The organism is Thermococcus litoralis DSM 5473 (assembly GCF_000246985.2).
GTDB classification, from domain to species: domain Archaea; phylum Methanobacteriota_B; class Thermococci; order Thermococcales; family Thermococcaceae; genus Thermococcus_A; species Thermococcus_A litoralis.
The window spans coordinates 2,029,473-2,047,755 of sequence record NC_022084.1 but is presented as its reverse complement, the minus strand read 5'-3'; the positions used below and the strand labels follow the sequence as shown (position 1 = coordinate 2,047,755).

General features: G+C 43.4%; 22 protein-coding genes and 1 tRNA gene. 13 read left to right on the top strand and 10 right to left on the bottom strand.

The genetic code is table 11. The annotated features are described in order from the left end of the window. The first annotated feature begins 299 nt into the window (after positions 1–299). Both OCC_RS12480 and OCC_RS11265 read left to right on the top strand, forming a co-directional pair. Positions 300–482 carry a hypothetical protein gene (locus tag OCC_RS12480; protein ID WP_087038233.1) on the top strand — a complete coding sequence of 61 codons (183 nt, stop codon included), beginning with the start codon at positions 300–302 and terminating at the stop codon, positions 480–482. Then, positions 460–1,755, top strand: coding sequence for an RNA-guided endonuclease InsQ/TnpB family protein (locus OCC_RS11265; protein ID WP_020953825.1), 1,296 nt, complete (start codon positions 460–462; stop codon positions 1,753–1,755). Before OCC_RS12480 ends, OCC_RS11265 begins: the two co-directional genes overlap by 23 nt. 33 nt (positions 1,756–1,788) lie before the next feature. On the opposite strand, the gene OCC_RS11260 is transcribed toward OCC_RS11265, so the two are convergent. Continuing rightward, positions 1,789–2,538, bottom strand: coding sequence for a class I SAM-dependent methyltransferase (locus OCC_RS11260; protein WP_004067879.1), 750 nt, complete (start codon positions 2,536–2,538; stop codon positions 1,789–1,791). Between the two features lie 102 nt (positions 2,539–2,640). Between OCC_RS11260 and OCC_RS11255 the strand changes: the two genes are divergently transcribed. From OCC_RS11255 to hepT, 4 genes are all read left to right on the top strand, one after another. Continuing rightward, on the top strand, positions 2,641–3,150 hold the full coding sequence (locus tag OCC_RS11255) for a MogA/MoaB family molybdenum cofactor biosynthesis protein (protein WP_004067877.1): 510 nt from the start codon (positions 2,641–2,643) through the stop codon (positions 3,148–3,150). Between the two features lie 43 nt (positions 3,151–3,193). Further along, positions 3,194–4,384 (top strand): molybdopterin molybdotransferase MoeA, encoded by a 1,191-nt coding sequence (locus OCC_RS11250; protein ID WP_004067875.1) that lies wholly within the window; start codon positions 3,194–3,196, stop codon positions 4,382–4,384. 68 nt (positions 4,385–4,452) lie between these two features. Next, entirely contained in the window at positions 4,453–4,866 is a 414-nt protein-coding gene (locus OCC_RS11245) for a nucleotidyltransferase domain-containing protein (protein WP_048874722.1), read from the top strand. Continuing rightward, positions 4,835–5,236 (top strand): type VII toxin-antitoxin system HepT family RNase toxin, encoded by a 402-nt coding sequence (gene hepT / locus OCC_RS11240; protein ID WP_004067870.1) that lies wholly within the window; start codon positions 4,835–4,837, stop codon positions 5,234–5,236. The genes OCC_RS11245 and hepT overlap by 32 nt, the downstream gene beginning before the upstream one ends. Here the strand turns inward: hepT and OCC_RS11235 are convergent. Both OCC_RS11235 and OCC_RS11230 read right to left on the bottom strand, forming a co-directional pair. Continuing rightward, positions 5,233–6,246: a deoxyhypusine synthase gene (locus OCC_RS11235; RefSeq protein WP_004067868.1), complete on the bottom strand. Its 1,014-nt coding sequence runs from the start codon at positions 6,244–6,246 to the stop codon at positions 5,233–5,235. The genes hepT and OCC_RS11235 overlap by 4 nt on opposite strands. Positions 6,247–6,294: 48 nt before the next feature. After that, a complete protein-coding gene (locus tag OCC_RS11230) occupies positions 6,295–6,624 on the bottom strand; it encodes a hypothetical protein (RefSeq protein ID WP_004067866.1) in 330 nt (109 codons plus the stop codon). 82 nt (positions 6,625–6,706) lie between these two features. Here OCC_RS11230 and OCC_RS11225 point away from each other — a divergent pair, with 82 nt between their 5' ends. Both OCC_RS11225 and OCC_RS11220 read left to right on the top strand, forming a co-directional pair. After that, a complete protein-coding gene (locus tag OCC_RS11225) occupies positions 6,707–7,363 on the top strand; it encodes a metallophosphoesterase family protein (RefSeq protein WP_004067864.1) in 657 nt (218 codons plus the stop codon). A gap of 46 nt (positions 7,364–7,409) precedes the next feature. After that, positions 7,410–7,486, top strand: a tRNA-Ala gene (locus OCC_RS11220). Positions 7,487–7,501: 15 nt separating this feature from the next. On the opposite strand, the gene OCC_RS11215 is transcribed toward OCC_RS11220, so the two are convergent. Beyond that, positions 7,502–7,999, bottom strand: coding sequence for a DUF257 family protein (locus tag OCC_RS11215; protein ID WP_004067862.1), 498 nt, complete (start codon positions 7,997–7,999; stop codon positions 7,502–7,504). Positions 8,000–8,319: 320 nt separating this feature from the next. Between OCC_RS11215 and glyS the strand changes: the two genes are divergently transcribed. Next, a complete protein-coding gene (gene glyS / locus OCC_RS11210) occupies positions 8,320–10,029 on the top strand; it encodes a glycine--tRNA ligase (RefSeq protein ID WP_171814854.1) in 1,710 nt (569 codons plus the stop codon). Positions 10,030–10,074: 45 nt separating this feature from the next. Beyond that, the gene (locus OCC_RS11205; protein WP_004067858.1) at positions 10,075–10,599 is read left to right on the top strand and encodes a DUF402 domain-containing protein; all 525 of its coding nucleotides are present in this window, start codon (positions 10,075–10,077) and stop codon (positions 10,597–10,599) included. Here OCC_RS11205 and OCC_RS11200 read toward each other — a convergent pair. Next, the gene (locus OCC_RS11200; protein ID WP_004067855.1) at positions 10,567–11,784 is read right to left on the bottom strand and encodes a right-handed parallel beta-helix repeat-containing protein; all 1,218 of its coding nucleotides are present in this window, start codon (positions 11,782–11,784) and stop codon (positions 10,567–10,569) included. The genes OCC_RS11205 and OCC_RS11200 overlap by 33 nt on opposite strands. A gap of 56 nt (positions 11,785–11,840) precedes the next feature. Between OCC_RS11200 and OCC_RS11195 the strand changes: the two genes are divergently transcribed. Further along, positions 11,841–12,119, top strand: a complete 279-nt coding sequence (locus OCC_RS11195; protein WP_004067854.1) for a DUF167 domain-containing protein — start codon at positions 11,841–11,843, stop codon at positions 12,117–12,119. Here OCC_RS11195 and OCC_RS11190 read toward each other — a convergent pair. The 5 genes from OCC_RS11190 to OCC_RS11170 all read right to left on the bottom strand — a co-directional run bounded on the left by OCC_RS11190 (position 12,116) and on the right by OCC_RS11170 (position 17,079). Then, positions 12,116–12,472 carry a hypothetical protein gene (locus tag OCC_RS11190; RefSeq protein WP_004067853.1) on the bottom strand — a complete coding sequence of 119 codons (357 nt, stop codon included), beginning with the start codon at positions 12,470–12,472 and terminating at the stop codon, positions 12,116–12,118. The two genes, OCC_RS11195 and OCC_RS11190, sit on opposite strands and share 4 nt — an antisense overlap. 37 nt (positions 12,473–12,509) lie before the next feature. Then, entirely contained in the window at positions 12,510–13,514 is a 1,005-nt protein-coding gene (locus OCC_RS11185; protein WP_004067852.1) for a phosphorylating glyceraldehyde-3-phosphate dehydrogenase, read from the bottom strand. Positions 13,515–13,585: 71 nt separating this feature from the next. Continuing rightward, entirely contained in the window at positions 13,586–14,446 is an 861-nt protein-coding gene (locus OCC_RS11180; RefSeq protein WP_004067851.1) for an alpha/beta hydrolase, read from the bottom strand. After that, a complete protein-coding gene (locus tag OCC_RS11175; RefSeq protein ID WP_004067850.1) occupies positions 14,379–15,743 on the bottom strand; it encodes an MFS transporter in 1,365 nt (454 codons plus the stop codon). Before OCC_RS11175 ends, OCC_RS11180 begins: the two co-directional genes overlap by 68 nt. A 10-nt stretch (positions 15,744–15,753) precedes the next feature. Further along, positions 15,754–17,079, bottom strand: coding sequence for an SLC45 family MFS transporter (locus OCC_RS11170; RefSeq protein WP_004067849.1), 1,326 nt, complete (start codon positions 17,077–17,079; stop codon positions 15,754–15,756). A gap of 142 nt (positions 17,080–17,221) precedes the next feature. On the opposite strand from OCC_RS11170, the gene OCC_RS11165 reads away from it, so the two are divergent. After that, the gene (locus tag OCC_RS11165) at positions 17,222–17,971 is read left to right on the top strand and encodes a ParA family protein (RefSeq protein ID WP_004067847.1); all 750 of its coding nucleotides are present in this window, start codon (positions 17,222–17,224) and stop codon (positions 17,969–17,971) included. Then, positions 17,968–18,276: a hypothetical protein gene (locus tag OCC_RS11160; protein ID WP_004067841.1), complete on the top strand. Its 309-nt coding sequence runs from the start codon at positions 17,968–17,970 to the stop codon at positions 18,274–18,276. Before OCC_RS11165 ends, OCC_RS11160 begins: the two co-directional genes overlap by 4 nt. The last annotated feature ends 7 nt before the right edge of the window (positions 18,277–18,283 follow it).

The window sequence follows — 18,283 nt, the reverse complement described above, 5'->3', positions numbered from 1 at the left end:
GAAGATGTTTAACCTATCAAAAGCGTACCTTAAAAAGGTTAATCCTTCCAGCGGTGGTGAGAGAAAGTTCACTAACCAGAAAAGGAAGAACCGTTTTTCAATAAATTCAGCAATCGGTATGGCGATTGACGATATGCACCACCAGAAAATAAAACAAATTTGGAGTTTAAAAAGTTTACTTTTTCTTTCCGAAAGCCTCGCCCCTTTAGGGCGAGGATGCAGTAATTGGAAAACCAGCCTAAAGGCAGGAGAGCACTCTACCAGAACACTTAAATACTAAACCATACTACTAAATACAGGTGAGTGGAGTGGGAGTAATCACTATTTCCGTTGATGATGAGGTCGAAAAGAAATTTAGAGAACTCGTGGCGAAAAAATACGGGAAAATCCGAGGAGCATTGGGAGTTGCTGTGACTGAAGCTATGAAGCTCTGGATTAAAAAAGTTGAGAGCGAGGAAAATGAAGCGGACGGTAACCGTTAAGCTCCAGCCCTCAAAAGCCCAAGAAGAAGCCCTCAAAGAGTTAGCCCAAATTAGTTCCAAAGTCTGGAATAGAGTGAACTACTTGAGAAGACAGGAATTCTTTGAGGGGAAGCCGATAGACTTCAACAAAACCGAGAAAATAGTCTATGAAGAGTTTAAATCCGAAATAGGCTCTGCAACAGTCCAGCAAATAGCGAGAAAAAACGCTGAAAGCTGGCGTTCGTTCTTCTCTCTCATAAGGAACAAGCGGAACGGGGAACTACCCAACTGGTTCAAACCCAAACCCCCAAACGATGTTAAGGACAAAGGCTTAATCGTCCTCAGAAATGACCAATACAAGATTGAAGGGAATAAACTAATCCTCAAAGGCCTTGGAAAGTTCAAAAAGCTGAAAGTCCAGTTCAAGGGGAGAATACACTTGAAGGGAAAGCAGGGAAGATTGGAAATAACTTACGACCCAATAAGGCGGAAATGGTATGTCCACATCTCATACACTGTGAAGAAGAGACTTCAAGAGGGAGAATGGGTTGAACTCCCAAGACAACCCTTAGGAAACCTTTCAGCAGGCATAGACTTGGGAGTAAACAATTTAATGGCCGTTTACGTTGAAAACGGGGAGGGTTTCTTAGTCAATGGAAGACCGCTCAAGAGCATTGCCTTCTACTGGCAAAGAAGAATTGCTGATTACCAGTCCAAACTCAACAAGTCTGGAGCTAAAAAGAGCAGAAAGCTCTCAAGAATGCACGAGAAGGCGAAACTACAGGCAAAGCACTACATTAACACGGCAGTAAGGCAGACCGTTGAGAGGCTCTACCAGTTGAGAGTTTCCAGAATAATCGTTGGCTATCCAAAGGGCATCAGTAGGAATTCTGATAAGGGTAAAAAGCAGAATTATCTTCTCTCTCACGTCTGGCGATTTAACTACATTATTAAACGTCTAAAAGAAGTTGCTGAGGAGTATGGTATTGAGGTTATAATCACGGATGAGGCTTTCACTTCAAAAACGTGCCCCGTTTGCGGGAGGCCCCACGAGGGGGCAAGATTTGTTCGTGGATTATTTAAGTGTCCCGCAACGGGGCTTGTGTTTAATGCGGACTTAGTTGGAGCGTTTAACATTTTGAGAAAAGTAGTGAAAACGATAACCCCGAGCCTCTCGGGTTTGTCGGGAGGTAGGGGTAATTGGGGGAAGGCCCTCCCAGAGGGGTCGAAGACCCTCTTTAGTTTGGGTTTGAATGAGACCCCTCAAACCTTCCCGTCATTGGCAAGAGGTTAAGCCAAACCCTCGCCATTCACGCCGGGGAGGAGGTCAGTTAATCCCAACAAGCCAGTATCTTCTGTCATTTGGGGCAAGTTCCCTCTTTAAATTCCCGTAGATTCTAACTTCGCTAAAGTGCCCTCTTGCTAGAAGCCTCATTTCTCTTGGGGTGTAGATTTGGAGCTCGTCATCAACGAAAAACGCTTTAGTGTCTCCATTTGGCTTAATTATCTGCACGAGCCTCTTGAAGCGGAGCTTTTGGAAAGCTGGCTCTACCTCACGCCAATCTGTAATTACCAGCTTTTCTTCACCTTTTTGCTCGTCCCACACTATTGGGCCGTTGCTCCCTTCATAGAACCAGCATGGAAAGTCTGCGATGAACACTCCTCCTGGCCTAAGAGCTTTAACAACACCATTAAATAGCTTCTTAAGGTTCTCCTCATCGAAATACATGATGCTGGAGAAGAACATTGTAATAGCATCGAATTCATTCTCGAAGGTTATTTCAAGGGCATCTCCCTGAAAGAACTCAACGTCTAAACCTCTTTCTTCGGCTTTTCGTCTTGCAACTTTAAGCATTTCTTCATGCAGGTCTAAGCCAATAACATCATAGCCCCTCTCTGCGAGCTCAAGGGTTGGAATCCCCGTTCCACAGGCCAAATCGAGGATTCGCTTCACCTCTCGCTTTGCATCGTTTTTGAATATTTCCTCAACAAAGTCGATCTCCATCCTAACTCTCTCAGCCCTTTTTCGATAGATGGCATCGTAATACTCCGCCAAGACCGTGTAGAGCTCGTGCATAGGAGCCACCAGTAAATATTACCTTTTGCCTTTAAAAACTGTTGAGGAACCCTAGCTAAAAAGTTATTAACCTCTTAGCCGAATGTTAAATGGTGGTGTAAAATGGGAGTTGAAGAGCACAAAGCCAAAGCACCCAAAAAGTTCAAGTTCGCCGTTATAACCGTCAGCGACACGGCAAGTCTTGGAAAGAGGGAAGATCTAAGCGGTTATTATATCATTGAGGAGCTAAAAAAGGAAGGAAATGAAAACGTTTACTATGCGGTTGTACCAGATGAGAAGCTCAAGATAATAAAGGCTGTAATTGAAGCCCTCGAAAAGGCGGATGTTGTCATTACCACCGGGGGAACCGGAATCACAAGGAGAGACGTGACGATTGAAGCCTTAAGACCCCTCTTTGATAAAGAGCTCGTTGGCTTTGGGGAAATCTTCAGGCTAAAAAGCTACGAGGAAGTTGGAACTGCAGCGGTTCTAAGCAGGGCAACAGCCGGAATAATAAGAGACAAGGAGAGCAAAGTTGTCTTCTGCCTGCCTGGAAGCTTAAACGCAGTGAAAACAGCACTTGAAATTATCAAAAAGGAAGCCTATCACATACTCAAGCATGCGAGGGAGTGATTATAAGTTATAACTTTTAACTTAAAAGTTAGAAGGTGATAAGATGAGAGAATTCAAACAGCTCACCCCTTACAGAAAAGCCCTTGAAATGATGCTAAACGACTTAAAAGAAATTGAAGAAACTGAGGAACTTCCTCTTGACGAAGCTCTCGGAAGGGTGCTCGCTGAGGACGTTGTTTCGCCAATAGATTTGCCTCCCTTTGACCGTTCTGCCGTTGATGGATATGCCGTTAGGGCTGAAGATACATTTCAGGCGAGAGAGTACGCTCCAGTAGAGCTTGAGGTTATTGATGAGATAACAGCAGGGATGGAAAGCGAAAAGGAAGTTACAAATGGAAAAGCTGTGAAGCTAATGACAGGCAACAAAATGCCAAAGGGAGCCAATGGTGTCATAGAGCAAGAAAAGGTGAAGCGAGAAGGGAACAAAATCTATGTCCTCAGACCCGTTGCGCCCGGACAAAACGTTGCTTTCAAAAGTGAAGACGTGAAGAAGGGAGAGGTCGTCCTGAAGAAGGGACGTATTCTAAGACCTCAAGACCTCGGAATGCTCAAAGGCCTTGGGGTTAAAACTATCAAAGTAAAAAGAAAGCCCAGAGTCGGGATAATAGTTACAGGTGATGAGCTTATAGAAGAGTTTGATGAAAAAGCCTTGAACAAAGGAAAAATCCTGGAAAGCAACTCCGCAATGGTGAAAGCCCTTGTAAGGCAGTACTTTGGCAAACCTGTCTTTTATGGTGTGCTTCCGGATGATGAAGAACTAATTGGAAAAACAATCGAGAAAGCTAAAAAAGAATGCGACCTCGTTCTCATAACCGGAGGTAGTGCCTTTGGGGAGAAGGACTATGCTCACAAGTTTGTTAATCTGCTCTTCCATGGATGTACGAACAAACCGGGAAGGCCGATAGGGTATGGAGAGAGGGTCTTTGTCATGAGCGGCTATCCTGCAGCTGTCTTTGCCCAGTTCCACCTCTACGTCAAATACGCCCTTGCAAAGCTTGTCGGAGCTGATTACAAGCCACTAAAGGTCAAAGCAAAGCTCAAGGAAAAAGTCCCCTCTTCCCTCGGCAGATATGAGTTCGTGAAGGTTTACTACGAAAACGGCGAAGCTGTACCGATTAAGAAGAAGGGAAGCGGAATAATGAGCGCAATAGTTGAGAGCAATGCTTACCTCGAAATCCCGGAGGACAGCGAAGGGTATAAAGAGGGAGAAGAGGTTTGGGTTACGCTTTATTAATCCTCTTTTTTTATAATCAAGCAGAAATTCTTTTAATCTTTTGCAGCAAAAGATATGGTGGGATAGAGATGCAACTCATTGATGAACTTCGTAAAGATTTTTATCCTTTCAGAAACAAATGCATGGGCATTTTGCTTTATGGTTCTCATGCCAGTGGAGAAAGTACAAAGAGAAGTGACATAGATGTATGCCTTGTTAGACCAGAGAGAGGGACTTACGAAAAAATTCTGGAAAAGCTTGGGGGCAAATATGACATAAAAGTCTTTGAGGAGCTTCCGCTGTATATTCAGGTAGAGATAATAAAGAACCACAGAGTTATTTATGGCGATAAACTTGAGCTTTCAGAGTATTTTTATAAATTTAGAAAACTCTGGATGGATATGGAGCATAGAATAAAGGAGAACCAGTTCTCTAGTGTTAAGGAAAAAGTCCTACTCAGGAGGAGATTCCATGAGAAGGCGAAGATACTTAGAAAAGCTTGAAAGACTTGAGGAGGAATATGAGTTTATAAAATCCCACGAGATGAAAGATGAAGTTACTAAACGGGCTCTCCTATATTCTCTTCAGATATGTGTGGAAATAGCCATGGATATCGTGGCAATGCTCACCCGGGATATGGGCATAGTGGTAGAAGACGATTATACAAACATCGAAAGACTCAGAAAGGAGGAGGTTCTCACGGATGAAGAAGCTCAGCTTCTGAAAAAGTATAATGGGCTTAGAAACGCAATAGTTCATCGTTATGATCATTTAAATCTTGAAATTGTTAAAGAAGGACTTAAAAGGATAGATGAACTCTATGAGATTGTTATCAAGCTCGTTAATACATATGAAAAAATTGAAGAGAGTTAGCTCTTCATAACCATCCACACAAGGATTGGAAAGACTAGCGTGGCATCTGCCCATATCTCCACGTAATCTGCCTTTGCCTTTATCTTGCCCCAGCTCACGCCTTCACTTGGGGGAGCTCCGCTTAAAGAGCCGTCCCACGGAATTGCGGTGGTTATGTAGATTGCGTAATCTGTTCCGCCCCTAAAGAGGTTTGCGTTGATTATGGCGTGCTTTGGATAAGCCCCACCCAGAATTATTGATGCGGTCTCCTTTGCGGTAATGGCGAGGTTGTTGAGCTTCACTATGTCGTTGGCTACATCTATTATAAGCTCTCTGTCGCCTCTCTCCTCTTTGAAGAAGTAAAGCATATCCCCAAAGGAACCATCGGTCAAAGCAGGACAGAAGATCGGAATGTTGTTCTTGTATGCCCAGTAAAGGATGCTCTTTTCCTTTTCTTTGCCCAGCTTTTCGTCCATATATCTGCCGAGCTCGTAGATAACCTCACTCGCGGTTAAAGGTCTCTTCTCTTCCCTTTCAATCTCCAGGAGCCTCTCAAAGAACGGAATCATGTACTTCTCGAACTCTATATAACGGTCATTGGGCACAAAAATGTTGCCAATTCTGTTTATTCCCTTCTGTCTCATCTCGGCATCGTTGACGTTCCAGTCTCCAAGGATAAAGGGTTTCAGGGCTTTTATGAAATCCTCCTCCACTCCTCCAGCGGTGGTTACAATTACATCAACCTTCTTATGCTTCACAAGATAAGCTATAACCTCCCTCAGGCCAGAAGAAACTATGTTGGATGTGTAGCCAAGGAAAACTCTAACTTCTTCCCCGTTTTTTCTCTTTTTCTCCACTTTCTTCCAGATTTTGATAGCTTTTCCCAAATGTGTTGCTTGAAAGCCTATTCTTTCGTAATAATCAATGACTTCCTCTAAACTGCTCACGTCCTCAAGCCATGGACCGATGACAGGAATTTCCTCGATTCCCTCGGTTGATGACTCCTTAAGAACGGACTTTCTTGGATCCAAATCTCACACCTCCAAGGAGCATTGAAAAAAGAACTTAAAGTTTTTGCCCTACTCGAGTGATTTTATAACCTCCAAAAATCTCTGCACTACCTCTTTGGGAGCATCTTTCTTGGGGCTTCTCTTCATTCTCGGCAGCTCTCCATGTTTATATCTCTCAATCCACTCAAAAACCTGCTCAAGGGCTTCCTTAAAGTTGCTTACAGGTTCAAAGGGTTCATCAAGGTAATAAATTTCCTCGTTTTTGAGGTCGTATATCAGAACTGCCGGGTAAAGGGTGCCATCCTTGCACGGGCATTCAGAATCTATGCTTACTTCAATTATGAAATCTCCCACCTCAAGAAGCCCCTCCTCTTTTAAGGTTTCTTTCCATCCGCTCATACGTTTTATGAATTGGTTTTCAAGTTTTAAATTTAACCATCAAGCATTTAAGCTCTCTCATGTATTTTGTAAGGGTGGTGAGATGAGAATAATAGCGGTAACGGACATTCACGGGAGAGGAAACAAGGTTAAAGAGCTTTTAGAACACAGCAAGGAACAAGAGCCTGACCTTATTCTAATAGCCGGTGATATAACCCATTTCAGGGGTAGAGAAGCAGCTTATAATATCCTGAAGGAATTTATTAACTTTGGAAAGCCCTTCTATGCAGTTATGGGGAACTGTGATGGGAGGGATGTTCTTGAACTGCTTGAAGAACTCCACATCAGCCTTCACGACAAAAGGGTGGAGTTTAATGGTGTCGGCATTGTTGGAATAGGAGGCTCAAACATAACGCCTTTCTCGACAATATGGGAGTTCAGCGAAGAGGAGATTTGGGAAATTCTGACCAAAAATTACCAAGATGGCGATATAGTGCTTTCTCACGTTCCGCCTAAAAACACCAAGGTTGACAAAACCTTTGTGGGAACACATGCCGGAAGCAAGTCGCTGAGAAAATTCATTGAGGAAAAGCAGCCTCCACTGGTTATATGCGGTCATATACATGAGGCAATTGGAATAGACGAGATCGGAAAAACCATAATTGTAAATCCAGGTCCTCTGTCGAGGGGACACTATGCCACAATAGATTTTGATGAAGAAAAGAAAAAAGTAAAGGATATAACGCTCGAGAAGTTTTAATGCATGGAAAACTTTTTAAGTTGACTCTAAAGATAAAAATCGGGATGGGCCGGTAGCTCAGCCTGGGAGAGCGACGGCTTCGCAAGCCGTAGGCCGCGGGTTCAAATCCCGCCCGGTCCACCACTATCTTTCTAAGTTTTACAGTTTCACCTCCACTCCATCAATTTCGCTGTTGATTGATTTTTTGACATTAAGAAAGAAACTTTTACCCTTCTTTCTTATCTCAACGACAGTAGTTGCAACTTCCTCTAGGAGCGGGAGGATATTGGGAGTATTCTTCTCTAACAGCTCAGTATTAATGAAGTAGTAGCCAATTCCCTTGGGATTTCCAGTATACCCCAGAACGATATTCACAATAGACAATGCTTCTGTTCTTGAATTTATTACAAAGAAAAGTTTATCAAATCCCAAAACTAGGCTTACTATTTTATCCCCCACATCTAGAATTGACTTAACAATGCCAAATGCTTCCTTTTCCCGAACAACAGGCTCTCCAAAAGAAAGTCTTGTAATAACATTCCCCACGTGCAACCGTCCCCCAATTTTGATAACTCTAACATTGTCTAGTAAGCCAGAGTTTAGCCCTTGGAGTTCCATCTGGCTCTTATACAGGTAGAGCGTATCGAGAATGTCCACAACAACCACACCATAATCTTTTTTGTATGCCCAATTTAACAAGATTTAACAAGTGAGCAAATCCTATATGAGGAGGTGTTGATGAGTCGTGTTCGATAAGTACGTTCTCTCCAAATAGTATTGACTCCCAAACTCTTCTAATAACTTCCCTCATGACGAGCCACCTTCTCATATTTACTGTTTAATAGTTCTTAAAGATTTAGGAACAAAAAGATTAGCCGTAACGCTTATGCAACAGTAGTTTGGTAGTAGCAATTAACAAAAATCCAAACCTCTGAAGCAAAACTTTTTTAGGTGCTTTGCCTTCATGCACTAAGGTGGTGTTCATGGATAAGTATGAAGTTCTTCAAGACCTAATGAGAAGAAGGGGCTTTGCGTGGGGTAGTTTTGAAATCTATGGTGGAGCGAGAGGTTTTTATGATTACGGTCCCTTGGGAGCTACAATAAAAAGAAAAATCGAGAAGAAAATCAGAGAAGCCTTTATAAGGGAGGGCTTCTTTGAAATTGAAACTCCCGATATCACGCCGGAGGAGGTTTTTATCGCCTCTGGTCACGTGGAGAAGTTCGTTGACCCGTTAACCGAGTGTAAAAAGTGTGGCTCAAGGTTTAGAGCCGACCATTTGGTTGAAGAATCCCTTGGCATAGATACAGAGGGGCTCAGTGCAAAACACCTGACACAGCTCATAAGGGAGCACGGTATAAAGTGCCCCGAATGTGGCGGAGAGCTCAGCGATGTGTGGTACTTTAACTTGATGTTTGAAACTTACATCGGACCTTACAAGGATAAGAAGGGTTATCTGAGGCCCGAAACTGCCCAGGGAATATTCGTGAACTTCAAGAGGTTGAACAACTTTGCAAGAAACCAACTACCATTCGGGGTCTTTCAGATAGGAAAAGCCTATAGAAACGAGATTTCCCCAAGACAGGGGATGTTGAGACTCAGAGAGTTTACTCAGGCGGAGGTCGAGATTTTCTTCAATCCCAATGAGACCGAGCATCCGCACTTTGATGAAGTTAAAGACGAGATCGTCAGGCTTTATCCAATAGAACACCAGCTTAAAGACCTAGGCATGATCGAAGTTACCCTTGAAGAGGCTGTGAAGAAGGGCTACGTGATGAACACATTCTTTGCCTATTACATGGGCATGGTAAAGAGAATTCTCCTCGACATAGGCATTCCCGAGGATAAAATCAGGTTCAGACAGCAGTTGCCAGAGGAGAGGGCGCACTACTCAAGCGACACATGGGATGTGGAGATTCACAGCGAAAGGTTTGGATGGATTGAGTGCGTTGGTATAGCCTACAGGGGAGACTACGATCTAAGCAGACACATAAAAGAAAGCGGGGCAGATTTAACAGTTATGATCCACTACAAAGAACCCAAGATAGTTAAAAAGCTTAAGGTTTCCCTCAATATGAAAAAAGTTGGGCCTAAACTTAAGAAAGATGCAAAAAGGATTGACCAGAAGCTCCAGGAGATGAGCCAGGAAGAGCTCAAGAAAATAGTGGAAGGGCTTGAGCGGATTGGAAAGGTTATCATTGACGGCTATGAACTTGAAAAAGACGACTTCCTCATCAAAGAGGTTGAAGAAAAGATAACCGGCGAAAAGATAGTGCCCCACGTCTTAGAGCCGAGCTTTGGTATCGATAGACCGTTTTACCTGCTCCTTGAGAACTCCTTGGCTATGGACGAAGACGGAAGAGTTTATCTCAAGATAAAGAAGGACATGGCACCGATAGAAGTTGCCGTTTTGCCCCTCGTGGCCAAGGAGCCCCTAACGAGCATAGCCTATGACATCTTCAGAACCCTGCAAAAAGAGGGGTTCATAGTTGTCTATGACGAGAAGGACACCATTGGAAGGAGATATGCAAGGTACGACGAGATAGGAACGCCTTACTGTGTAACAGTGGATAACCAGACGCCTGAAGACAACACCGTAACGATAAGGGACAGGGACACGAGGGAGCAGATAAGGGTGAAGATAGAGGAGCTTCCAGAGAAGCTGAAGGAGATGATTTTTGGAAGCTGATTCCAATCCTTTTTTCTCTTATAAAATGAAACCTCGTGAGTTATTATGGCTAACAAAATCCACCTCCTCTACAAGCGCATTCCAAACAGAATTCTTGAGAGGGATGATGAGCTTATTGCGGACTTAGGAGATATAATCGTTGCGAAATCTAAGTTTGAAGGAATGCTAACTCCGCTTTTTGTAAACGGCGTTAAAGTTATAGAGAACGGATACACCATGATATATTTTGCCTTTATTGGCGAGAACTATGATATACTGAAGGTTTACGATAAGGAAGGCAACTTTAAGGGGTTATACGTCGATATCCTATCTTATACAAAGCGAGAGGGCAACACCTTGGAGATGCTGGATTTGTTCTTGGATATTTTCATTTTCCCCAATGGGGAGATCTTCCTTCTTGACGAGGACGAGCTTGAGATGGCACTTCTCTATGAGCTTATAGACAAAGAAACGTTTGACTTCGCATATTCAAAAGCGAGAGAGATCATAGAAAAATTCGAAAAAGGCTTGTTCCCTCCGGATGTTGTGTGGCGGTATTCACTTTCTTCTCCAAAGGATGATCAAGACTAGTCCTATAGCTACCAGTAAGCTTACGTAGGTGAGATTCTCTTCTTCTTGTGGGGATGGAGCAGAAGGAGATGAAGTGTTCAACACCAGAGAAGACCATGTTGAGCTTGTGGTAGTGTTTAATCCTTCTTTCACTGGTCCCACAATTTCATAGTTTTCCGAAGGAAAAATCAATGGATACTTATCGACTTTGAAAGGTTGCTCTATAACACCATCACCATTTTCATCGGATCCACTATAAGAATCCCAGTAGTTGCCCAAAAATCCTTCAAAAGTCTCGTTACCAAACCTATAAATGACTTTTGGAGAATTAAATACCGCAGGAGCCTCACTGGATTGTTCCATCTTAACAAATGGAGAAATATGAACGTAAAGAAAACCCACTCCTCGCCTGGCTTCGTCTTCACTTGTAAATGCCTCTAACCCATAGAAATCATTGAGAAATATTCTATTTTTCTGTCCCCAGATATAGAGACCATACACTTCTGCCGCATACTCCATACCACCACTTGAAGGAAGGTAAATTGTATTTCTAATTATCTCGTTGCCGCTGGAGCGATCTAGATAAACCGCTGCTCCTTTACAGTACCCACCAAATGCTGCTGATGGAAAGCACTTGACGGAGCTTACGAATCTATTGCCATAAATCGTGGAGTTCTTGACCATTATCAGATACACTCCGTATATGTTTGAAAAGAGGTAGGAATGGGGGACAAAGGAGTTATTTATTATGTGCAGGTTTCTTGAATAGTCAGCAAAAATTGCTCCACCTTTACAATCAGCATCCCCAGCAAATTTGCTTTTCCAATAACAGTACAGATTTCCCTTGAATGTGCTATTGGCGATCGTAATGTTCTCGGAGTTGATGATTTTTATTCCATAGCTGCATCTAACTATTCTGATATTCTCAATCCTGACGTTTTTTACATTCTCAAGAATTATTCCCGGACGCTTGTTCTCTCCCACTATGCTCACATTTTTTATTAAAAGGAATGCGCTGGTGTTTTTGATTAAAATAGCGGTGTCATTGGTGGCATTTATGAAGAGATTTCCAAGAAGGTATGGATCACCTGGAGTTCCAGAGCCAGGGAGTTCTTTTAGGCTCTCATCCCCAACAAATGTCAGCTGAGCTGCACTTGCTAAGGGAAGAAAAAGTAGCATAACAAGAAAAATTACCAGCACCCTCATTGAGCCCCCTCACCTTTAAATATCTTTCTCTTCCCAAATACTTTACGGTGATTGTAATGATAAAAAACGCCAAAGAAGGAGTGATAATCCAGATATATGTGCAACCAAATGCGAAGAAAACCGAAATTGAAGGCGTAGATGAATGGCGAAAAAGGCTGAAGGTCAAGGTAAAAGCTCCCCCTGTGGAGGGAAAGGCAAATAAGGAAGTAGTGAAGTTCTTCTCAAAGCTGCTTGGGACGGAGGTTGTCCTTTTGAGGGGAGAGACAAGTAGGGAGAAAGATTTGCTAGTTAAAGGGCTCACTGCAGAAGAAGTGAAGGAAAAACTTGGGATTTAACGGTAGCGCAAAAAGGCAATGTAATAAAAAGCTATCCCAATTAGAATGACTCCAACAACAAAGAGGTAGAGGGCTTCTTCAGGTTTCTCACTTACGCTGACCGAGTAGCACCCATCTGAGATGAGGTAATCTATGTTCGCTTTTCTAACAAAAACTTGTTCTCCCCTTGCGGTGAATATCTCTTCTCCCTTTTGGTAAACTTTCAAAAACCCATTCTGGACGCTTACCTCATAACTTCCTAGTTTTCCAAAGCTGCCCTCACAAAAAGTTCCAGAGAGAGTTTCGCTAGGGTAGAGAAAGAAAGCAATAATTAAAACCAAACCCAGAGCAATTAGATATTCTTCAGGTTCCATGAGAAAAGATCTGTAAAAGGTTATAAAAGCTTTGGCTTCACTTCAAAATCCCAAGGCTCTTGTTGGTCTTTTTGATGCTCTCCCATTTATCTGCGAGCTCAAACATTGCTCTTATTGCATCAACGTTTTCTGGAACGACGTCGCTTTCTTGATGCACCGCTTGAATGTAGAATAGCCTGTTGCCCTTCACGCTTATGCTCTCCTTCCACACCGCTATCTCGTAGAGGTTGTTCCACTCCCTGTGCAGATCCCTTGCAAACTCTATCAGCTGGGCTGTGCTGTCAAAACCTCTTTCCTTCTCAAAGAGCAGAACTCTCGTGGTGTTTTCGAAGATGTCGATGACGTCTTCCCTTGTAAGAGGCTTTTTGAGCTCTACCATTACGCTGTGGACGTGCATTAATGTGGTTGGCACAACAAATGCCATTGTCTCGATGTTTATTGGGATAACCGTCTGAACATCCGGTCCGTGATGGGATGGAACCTCTACCGTGGGCTTTATGGCATTAATGGGACCTCTCTTGACATCATTTGGATCCGCAGCCCTTCTAATCATCACGGCGTAGACGTAGTTGATGTAGTCCTTTATTGCGTTGAGGGTTCTCGTTAAGCCTGTGGTGTTGCAAGAGACAACTCTAACATAATTTTTGCCCAAAGCCTTTTCATAGTTTGCCTGTGCAACGAAGGAAACCTCCGCAACCTCCGCTTTCTCTCCCCCTTGAAATATCGCCTTAACCCCCGCTTTCTCGTAGAGGGCTTTGTTTTTCTCACCCATTCCTCCGGGTGTGGCATCTACAATTACGTCTACTTTTTCGAGCAGATCCTCAAAAGTGCCCGCTACCTCGAATCCAGCCTTTTCGAATCTAGGTAAAAATTCACTGGATGCTGCATAGACAGGTATTCCGAGCTCTTTAGCACGATAAGCCTCAAAGTCTGGCTTCGTCTTTGTAACTCCTATTAGCTCCATATCATCTTGTTTTGAAACTGCGTAAGCAACCCTCTTTCCTATAGTCCCGTAACCGTTGATTCCTACCTTGACTCTCATTTTCTCACCCCAAATTATCTTAAAAGAGTGAAATACTTAAGCATTGTTTTCACTGGGAGTGAAAAAAGAAATCAGAGGTATTTCTCAAAAAACTGCAAAACCTTTTCCTTATACTCCTCAGGCATAAGCTGAATCGTCCTTACGTGTGCCGCTTCAGTGATCCAAAGCTCAACATCCGGGTTTATCTTCTTGTTCCTTTCGTAAAACTCTTTAATTTCTTCGACCTTGACTATTGGATCTTTTTTGCCCGCTATCAAAAGGAGGGGCTTCTTGACTCTGTCGGCATATCCTATTGGGTTTACCTCCTTAGCACCGGTGATAATCTTTGATATGGGCTTCACAAAGTAGTAAAGCCATTCGGGCAGGTTTGCGAAGTACTTCAGGCTTCTGGCTCCTGTCTTGTCAAGATACATAGGGGGGCTGTCAGCAACGGCACAGCAGACTCTTTCATCTTCTGCAAGAGCCCTAATAGCCACCATAGCCCCCATGGAGTAGCCTATTAAACCAATGCGCTTGGCGCTGCTGGGTTTCTCTTTTTTAAGCCAGTCAATTGCGGAGATAAGGTCTATAAGCTCTTTGTCTCCTACGGTAGTGTATTTGCCTTCACTTTCTCCGTGGGCTCTGAAGTCAAAGGCCAGAACGTTATAGCCGCTTTTTGCGAGGGTTTCTATCATTGGAATTATGTAAAAGCCCCACCTGCTTGAGGTGTAACCATGGAGGGGAATTATAGTCTCTTCGCTTCCTCTATCTATCCACCATCCTTTGAGCTTGAGTCCGTCGGAAGTCGGTATTGTTACCTCTTCGTACTCAATCTCAGCGTCCTTAGGCGTCCAGTTCTTGATCTCTCTGGGAGGAGTGACCATCTTATAAGCCACTACAAAGATAAAAGCAAAAAACAAAATCAAGGCAAGGAGAATTATTTCCAGGATCATTTCTTGCCCACCTCAAGTTTTTCATGCTCCATATCATTGGCATTGCAACCAGCACCATGATAGCTCCTATTGGGAATAAAACCCTATAGTTTCCTCCCGCTAGATCAACGATAGCTCCACCTATTGTTCCCGCTAGCAGTACTGGCAAAGAGCGTGTTGCTTCAAAGAACCCATAATATCTTCCGGTGAAGGCCTCCTTTTCATACTGGGTCAGCAAATCTCCGATAACGGGATATGATGCCACCATCAGTATTCCCCAGCCAAGTCCAGCAAGTGCGAGTGCTATCACTATTTGAGTTTGGGTTTTTATGAACCATCCCCACAGCTGGGGTAGGGCAAATACAATCCCACCCACTATGATGCTCAATCTCCTTCCGATTTTGTCATAAATTAAACCTCCGGGCAGAGCTCCAAGCAAGACAGTCACATTGAACAGTGCCATTAAATAAAGGCCGAGTGAAGTAACGGCTTTTACGTTTTCTTCACTTGCACTTCCGTGGAGGATAAAAGCAAGTATCCCATAGAGGAATATAGCCACAAACTCAAAGCTCATCCACCAAAGAGTCTGGGCAGCATAGAATTTAAGGAAATCCCTGTTCGTAACGATGCTCTTGAGGTAGTTCACCAGGCTTTCATCTTCCATGATTTCAGGTGCCTTTGGCTCTCTAACTACGAAGTAAACGAACAAAGCAGCCCCTATGAGGAACAGTGATGTTACAATGAAAGGTATCTTAAGGTAAGGGGTTTGAGCTAGAGCCTTTATGCTCTCACTTTCGCCCGTTTCTGCCACTGCTTTTGCTATCAAAAACCCGGCTAGTCCAAAAAGGAAGAGATTGCCTGCCCATTCAAATAAGGTTATGACTCCACTGGCTTTTCCTCGCTCTCCACTCTCTATGGTGTCTGGCATTAAAGCTCTGAATTGAGCTGTGTAGATGTGCATGGAGAAGTAAAATACTGCCAATGTAAGCGCAAATCCTGCCAGAGGAACTCCAAGGGCATAGCTTGTATAGATCATTAACACCGCAATGCCAGCAAGAAGACCTCCTATCATTATGAAAGGCCTTCTCCTCCCGTGTTTTGATCTAAGGGTATCGCTGTAATAGCCAAGCAGAGGTGGGATTAGAATCCCAATGAATCCTTCGAGGGCTAATATCGTGCCTTTAATGAAGGCTGATTCTGTATAGCTGGAAAGTAAGGGGAAGGAGAGCCCCTTGTTTAATGCCCATCCTGTGCTTCTGCTGAAGCCCAACAGTGCCAATCCTATTACAACACCCCAGCTAAACTTTTTCCTCTCCATTCTCATCACCTCAGTCCATATCTGGTATCAGCTCATAAACATCGCTAACTTTTCCTTTTATGTCTCCTCTTTTAACGAATTGAACCGTTATAGTGGCTAATATGAAGAAAATTGCTGCAAAGGGCAGCAGAGTACTGTAACCAATGACATCTAAAAATGCACCTGCTAAAGGCGGAGCTACAAGGTTTGCCGCTTGGCTGAAGAAATAATATAACCCGGTGTAACCTCCAAGCTTCTCTTCCGTAGTCATGTCGACGACCATTGGGAGGGAGTTAACGTTTATCATCGCCCAGCCAATGCCGCCAAAGAAGAAGAGCACCATAAATTTAAGCACCACGGGGTCTGTAAGAGCGCTGCTCTGAGGTTTTGAAGCCTCTCCCAGAAGATAAGCCAATATCATTACAGCTGTTGTAAGCACTAAGCCCATGGTTATTGTTTTCTTTCTTCCTATCCTTCCTCCGATGAATCCAGCTGGAATTGCAAAGAGCATGAAGCTGAGGGAAACAACGCCCATCATGAACGCTCCAGTGCTTTCTTCAATCCCAAGATGGTACTTGGCATAGCTCGTGAAGAACGTCTCTACTGAGTTAAAGGCAATGAACCAAAGGAATATCGAGAGCAGAATGAATAGGAGGCTCTTTTCTTTACTTGCAAATACGTCCTTGAGGTTCTCTTTGAGTTCACCAAAGCTTTTCTTTGAGGTCTCCTTTATGAGCTTCTTGAGGTCTATCTTCTCTCCCGGGATGCGGTATTCTTCGGGCTCCGGTACAAAGAAGACCACAAGGAGGTTGGCAATGAGCATTATTGCCGCTCCTGCAAAGAACGGGTAGGCGTAGTTTATGTCATAGAGAAGCTTCCCACCAAAGTAAGCCAAAAGCGCTCCAATGCCTCCCATAAAGTTTATGATTCCATTTGCTTGGCTTCTCTTTTCACTTGGAGTTATGTCTGGCATGAAGGCTATTACAGGAGAACGGAAAAGTGCCATGAAGAAGTTCATGAAGACTATCGTACCCATGAAGAGTGCAAGGTTCTCATACCTCCTTGCCACCGGAATAAGTGCAAAGAGCAACGCTGCTGAAGGAGCTCCAAGTAGGATGTAGGGCTTTCTTCTGCCGATCCTTGTTCTTGTTTTATCGCTCAAAGCACCGAGGAAAGGCAACAGCAGTACCGCAAAGAGGTTATCGATGGTCATGACGAAACCAGTAACAGTCCTGCTCATCCTAAATGTGTCTTGAAGGAAGATCGGGATGTATGCATTGTACAGAGACCATATTATACTTATTCCAAAGAACCCAAATCCGAGCAGGAAAATGCGTTTATAGTTGAACTGGACCATTTAATCACCTTCTTAGTACATCAGCGCATTAATGCTGTACGTTAAGGAAGGTTATTATTCTTTCGGTTCATCTAACTTCTAAGTTATAACTTATATCTTATAACTGCCAAGATTTATAACTTCCAAGCTCGTAGATAATGGCATGCCGGTGATAAGTATTGCAAATCAAAAAGGTGGAGTAGGAAAGAGCACCACTGCAATAAACCTTTCAGCTGCATTGGCACTCAAAGGAAAAAGAGTTCTTCTCGTTGATATGGATCCTCAAGGAGCAACGACAGTCGGACTTGGGTTTAGAGATGCTACTCCAACTATCTACAACGTGATCTTAGACAAGGTGGACACTGAAGATGCAATAATCCCCACTGAAATAGAAGGCCTTTATTTAATCCCAAGCAACATTGCACTAAGCGGTGCTGAAATTGAGCTCAGCAGCCAAATAGGGAGGGAGTACATCCTAAGAAACAAACTTGCTAAAATTAAGGATGATTACGACTACGTCATAATAGACACCCCTCCCTCCCTCGGCATTTTAACGATGAACTCCCTTGTCGCCAGCGATGAAGTGATAATACCGATTCAGGCAGAATACTATGCTCTAGAGGGAATCGGTCTCCTGCTAAAGGCGATAAAACTTGTTAGGGAAAGATTGGGTATTCCCCTCGAGATTAGAGGGTTCTTAATCACTATGTTCGATAAAAGAACCAATTTATCCAAGGAAGTCAGGGAAGAAGTAAAGAGAATATTTGGAGAAAAGGTGTTCAGAACTATGATCCCAAGAAACGTAAAGCTGGCTGAAGCGCCTTCCCATGGAAAGCCGATTTTTCTATATGCGCCTGACAGCAGAGGTGCTAAGGCATATATGAAGCTCGCCGAGGAGGTTGATGGTGTATGAAGAAGAAAAAAGCCCTTGGAAGGGGACTGGAAGCAATAATCTCCGAGCCGATGCCCAAATTAGAGACTCCCCAAAAGGAGGAGATAAATGGGGAAGCACTCGAAAGAAGTTTGCAGGAGGCTTTAAAAAATCCAAGGATTACCTTGTGGTCTCCCGAAGCTGCGGCAGTGCTTAGATATCTGAGGAAAACTATTCCCGAATTCAGCATCTCAAACGAAGCAAGCAAGCTTTTGGAAAAAGCAATAAGGGAAAAGTATCCAGAGATATGGAGTGTAGTTGAAAAGAGATTGAAAGAGCTTGAATAGCTCTTCC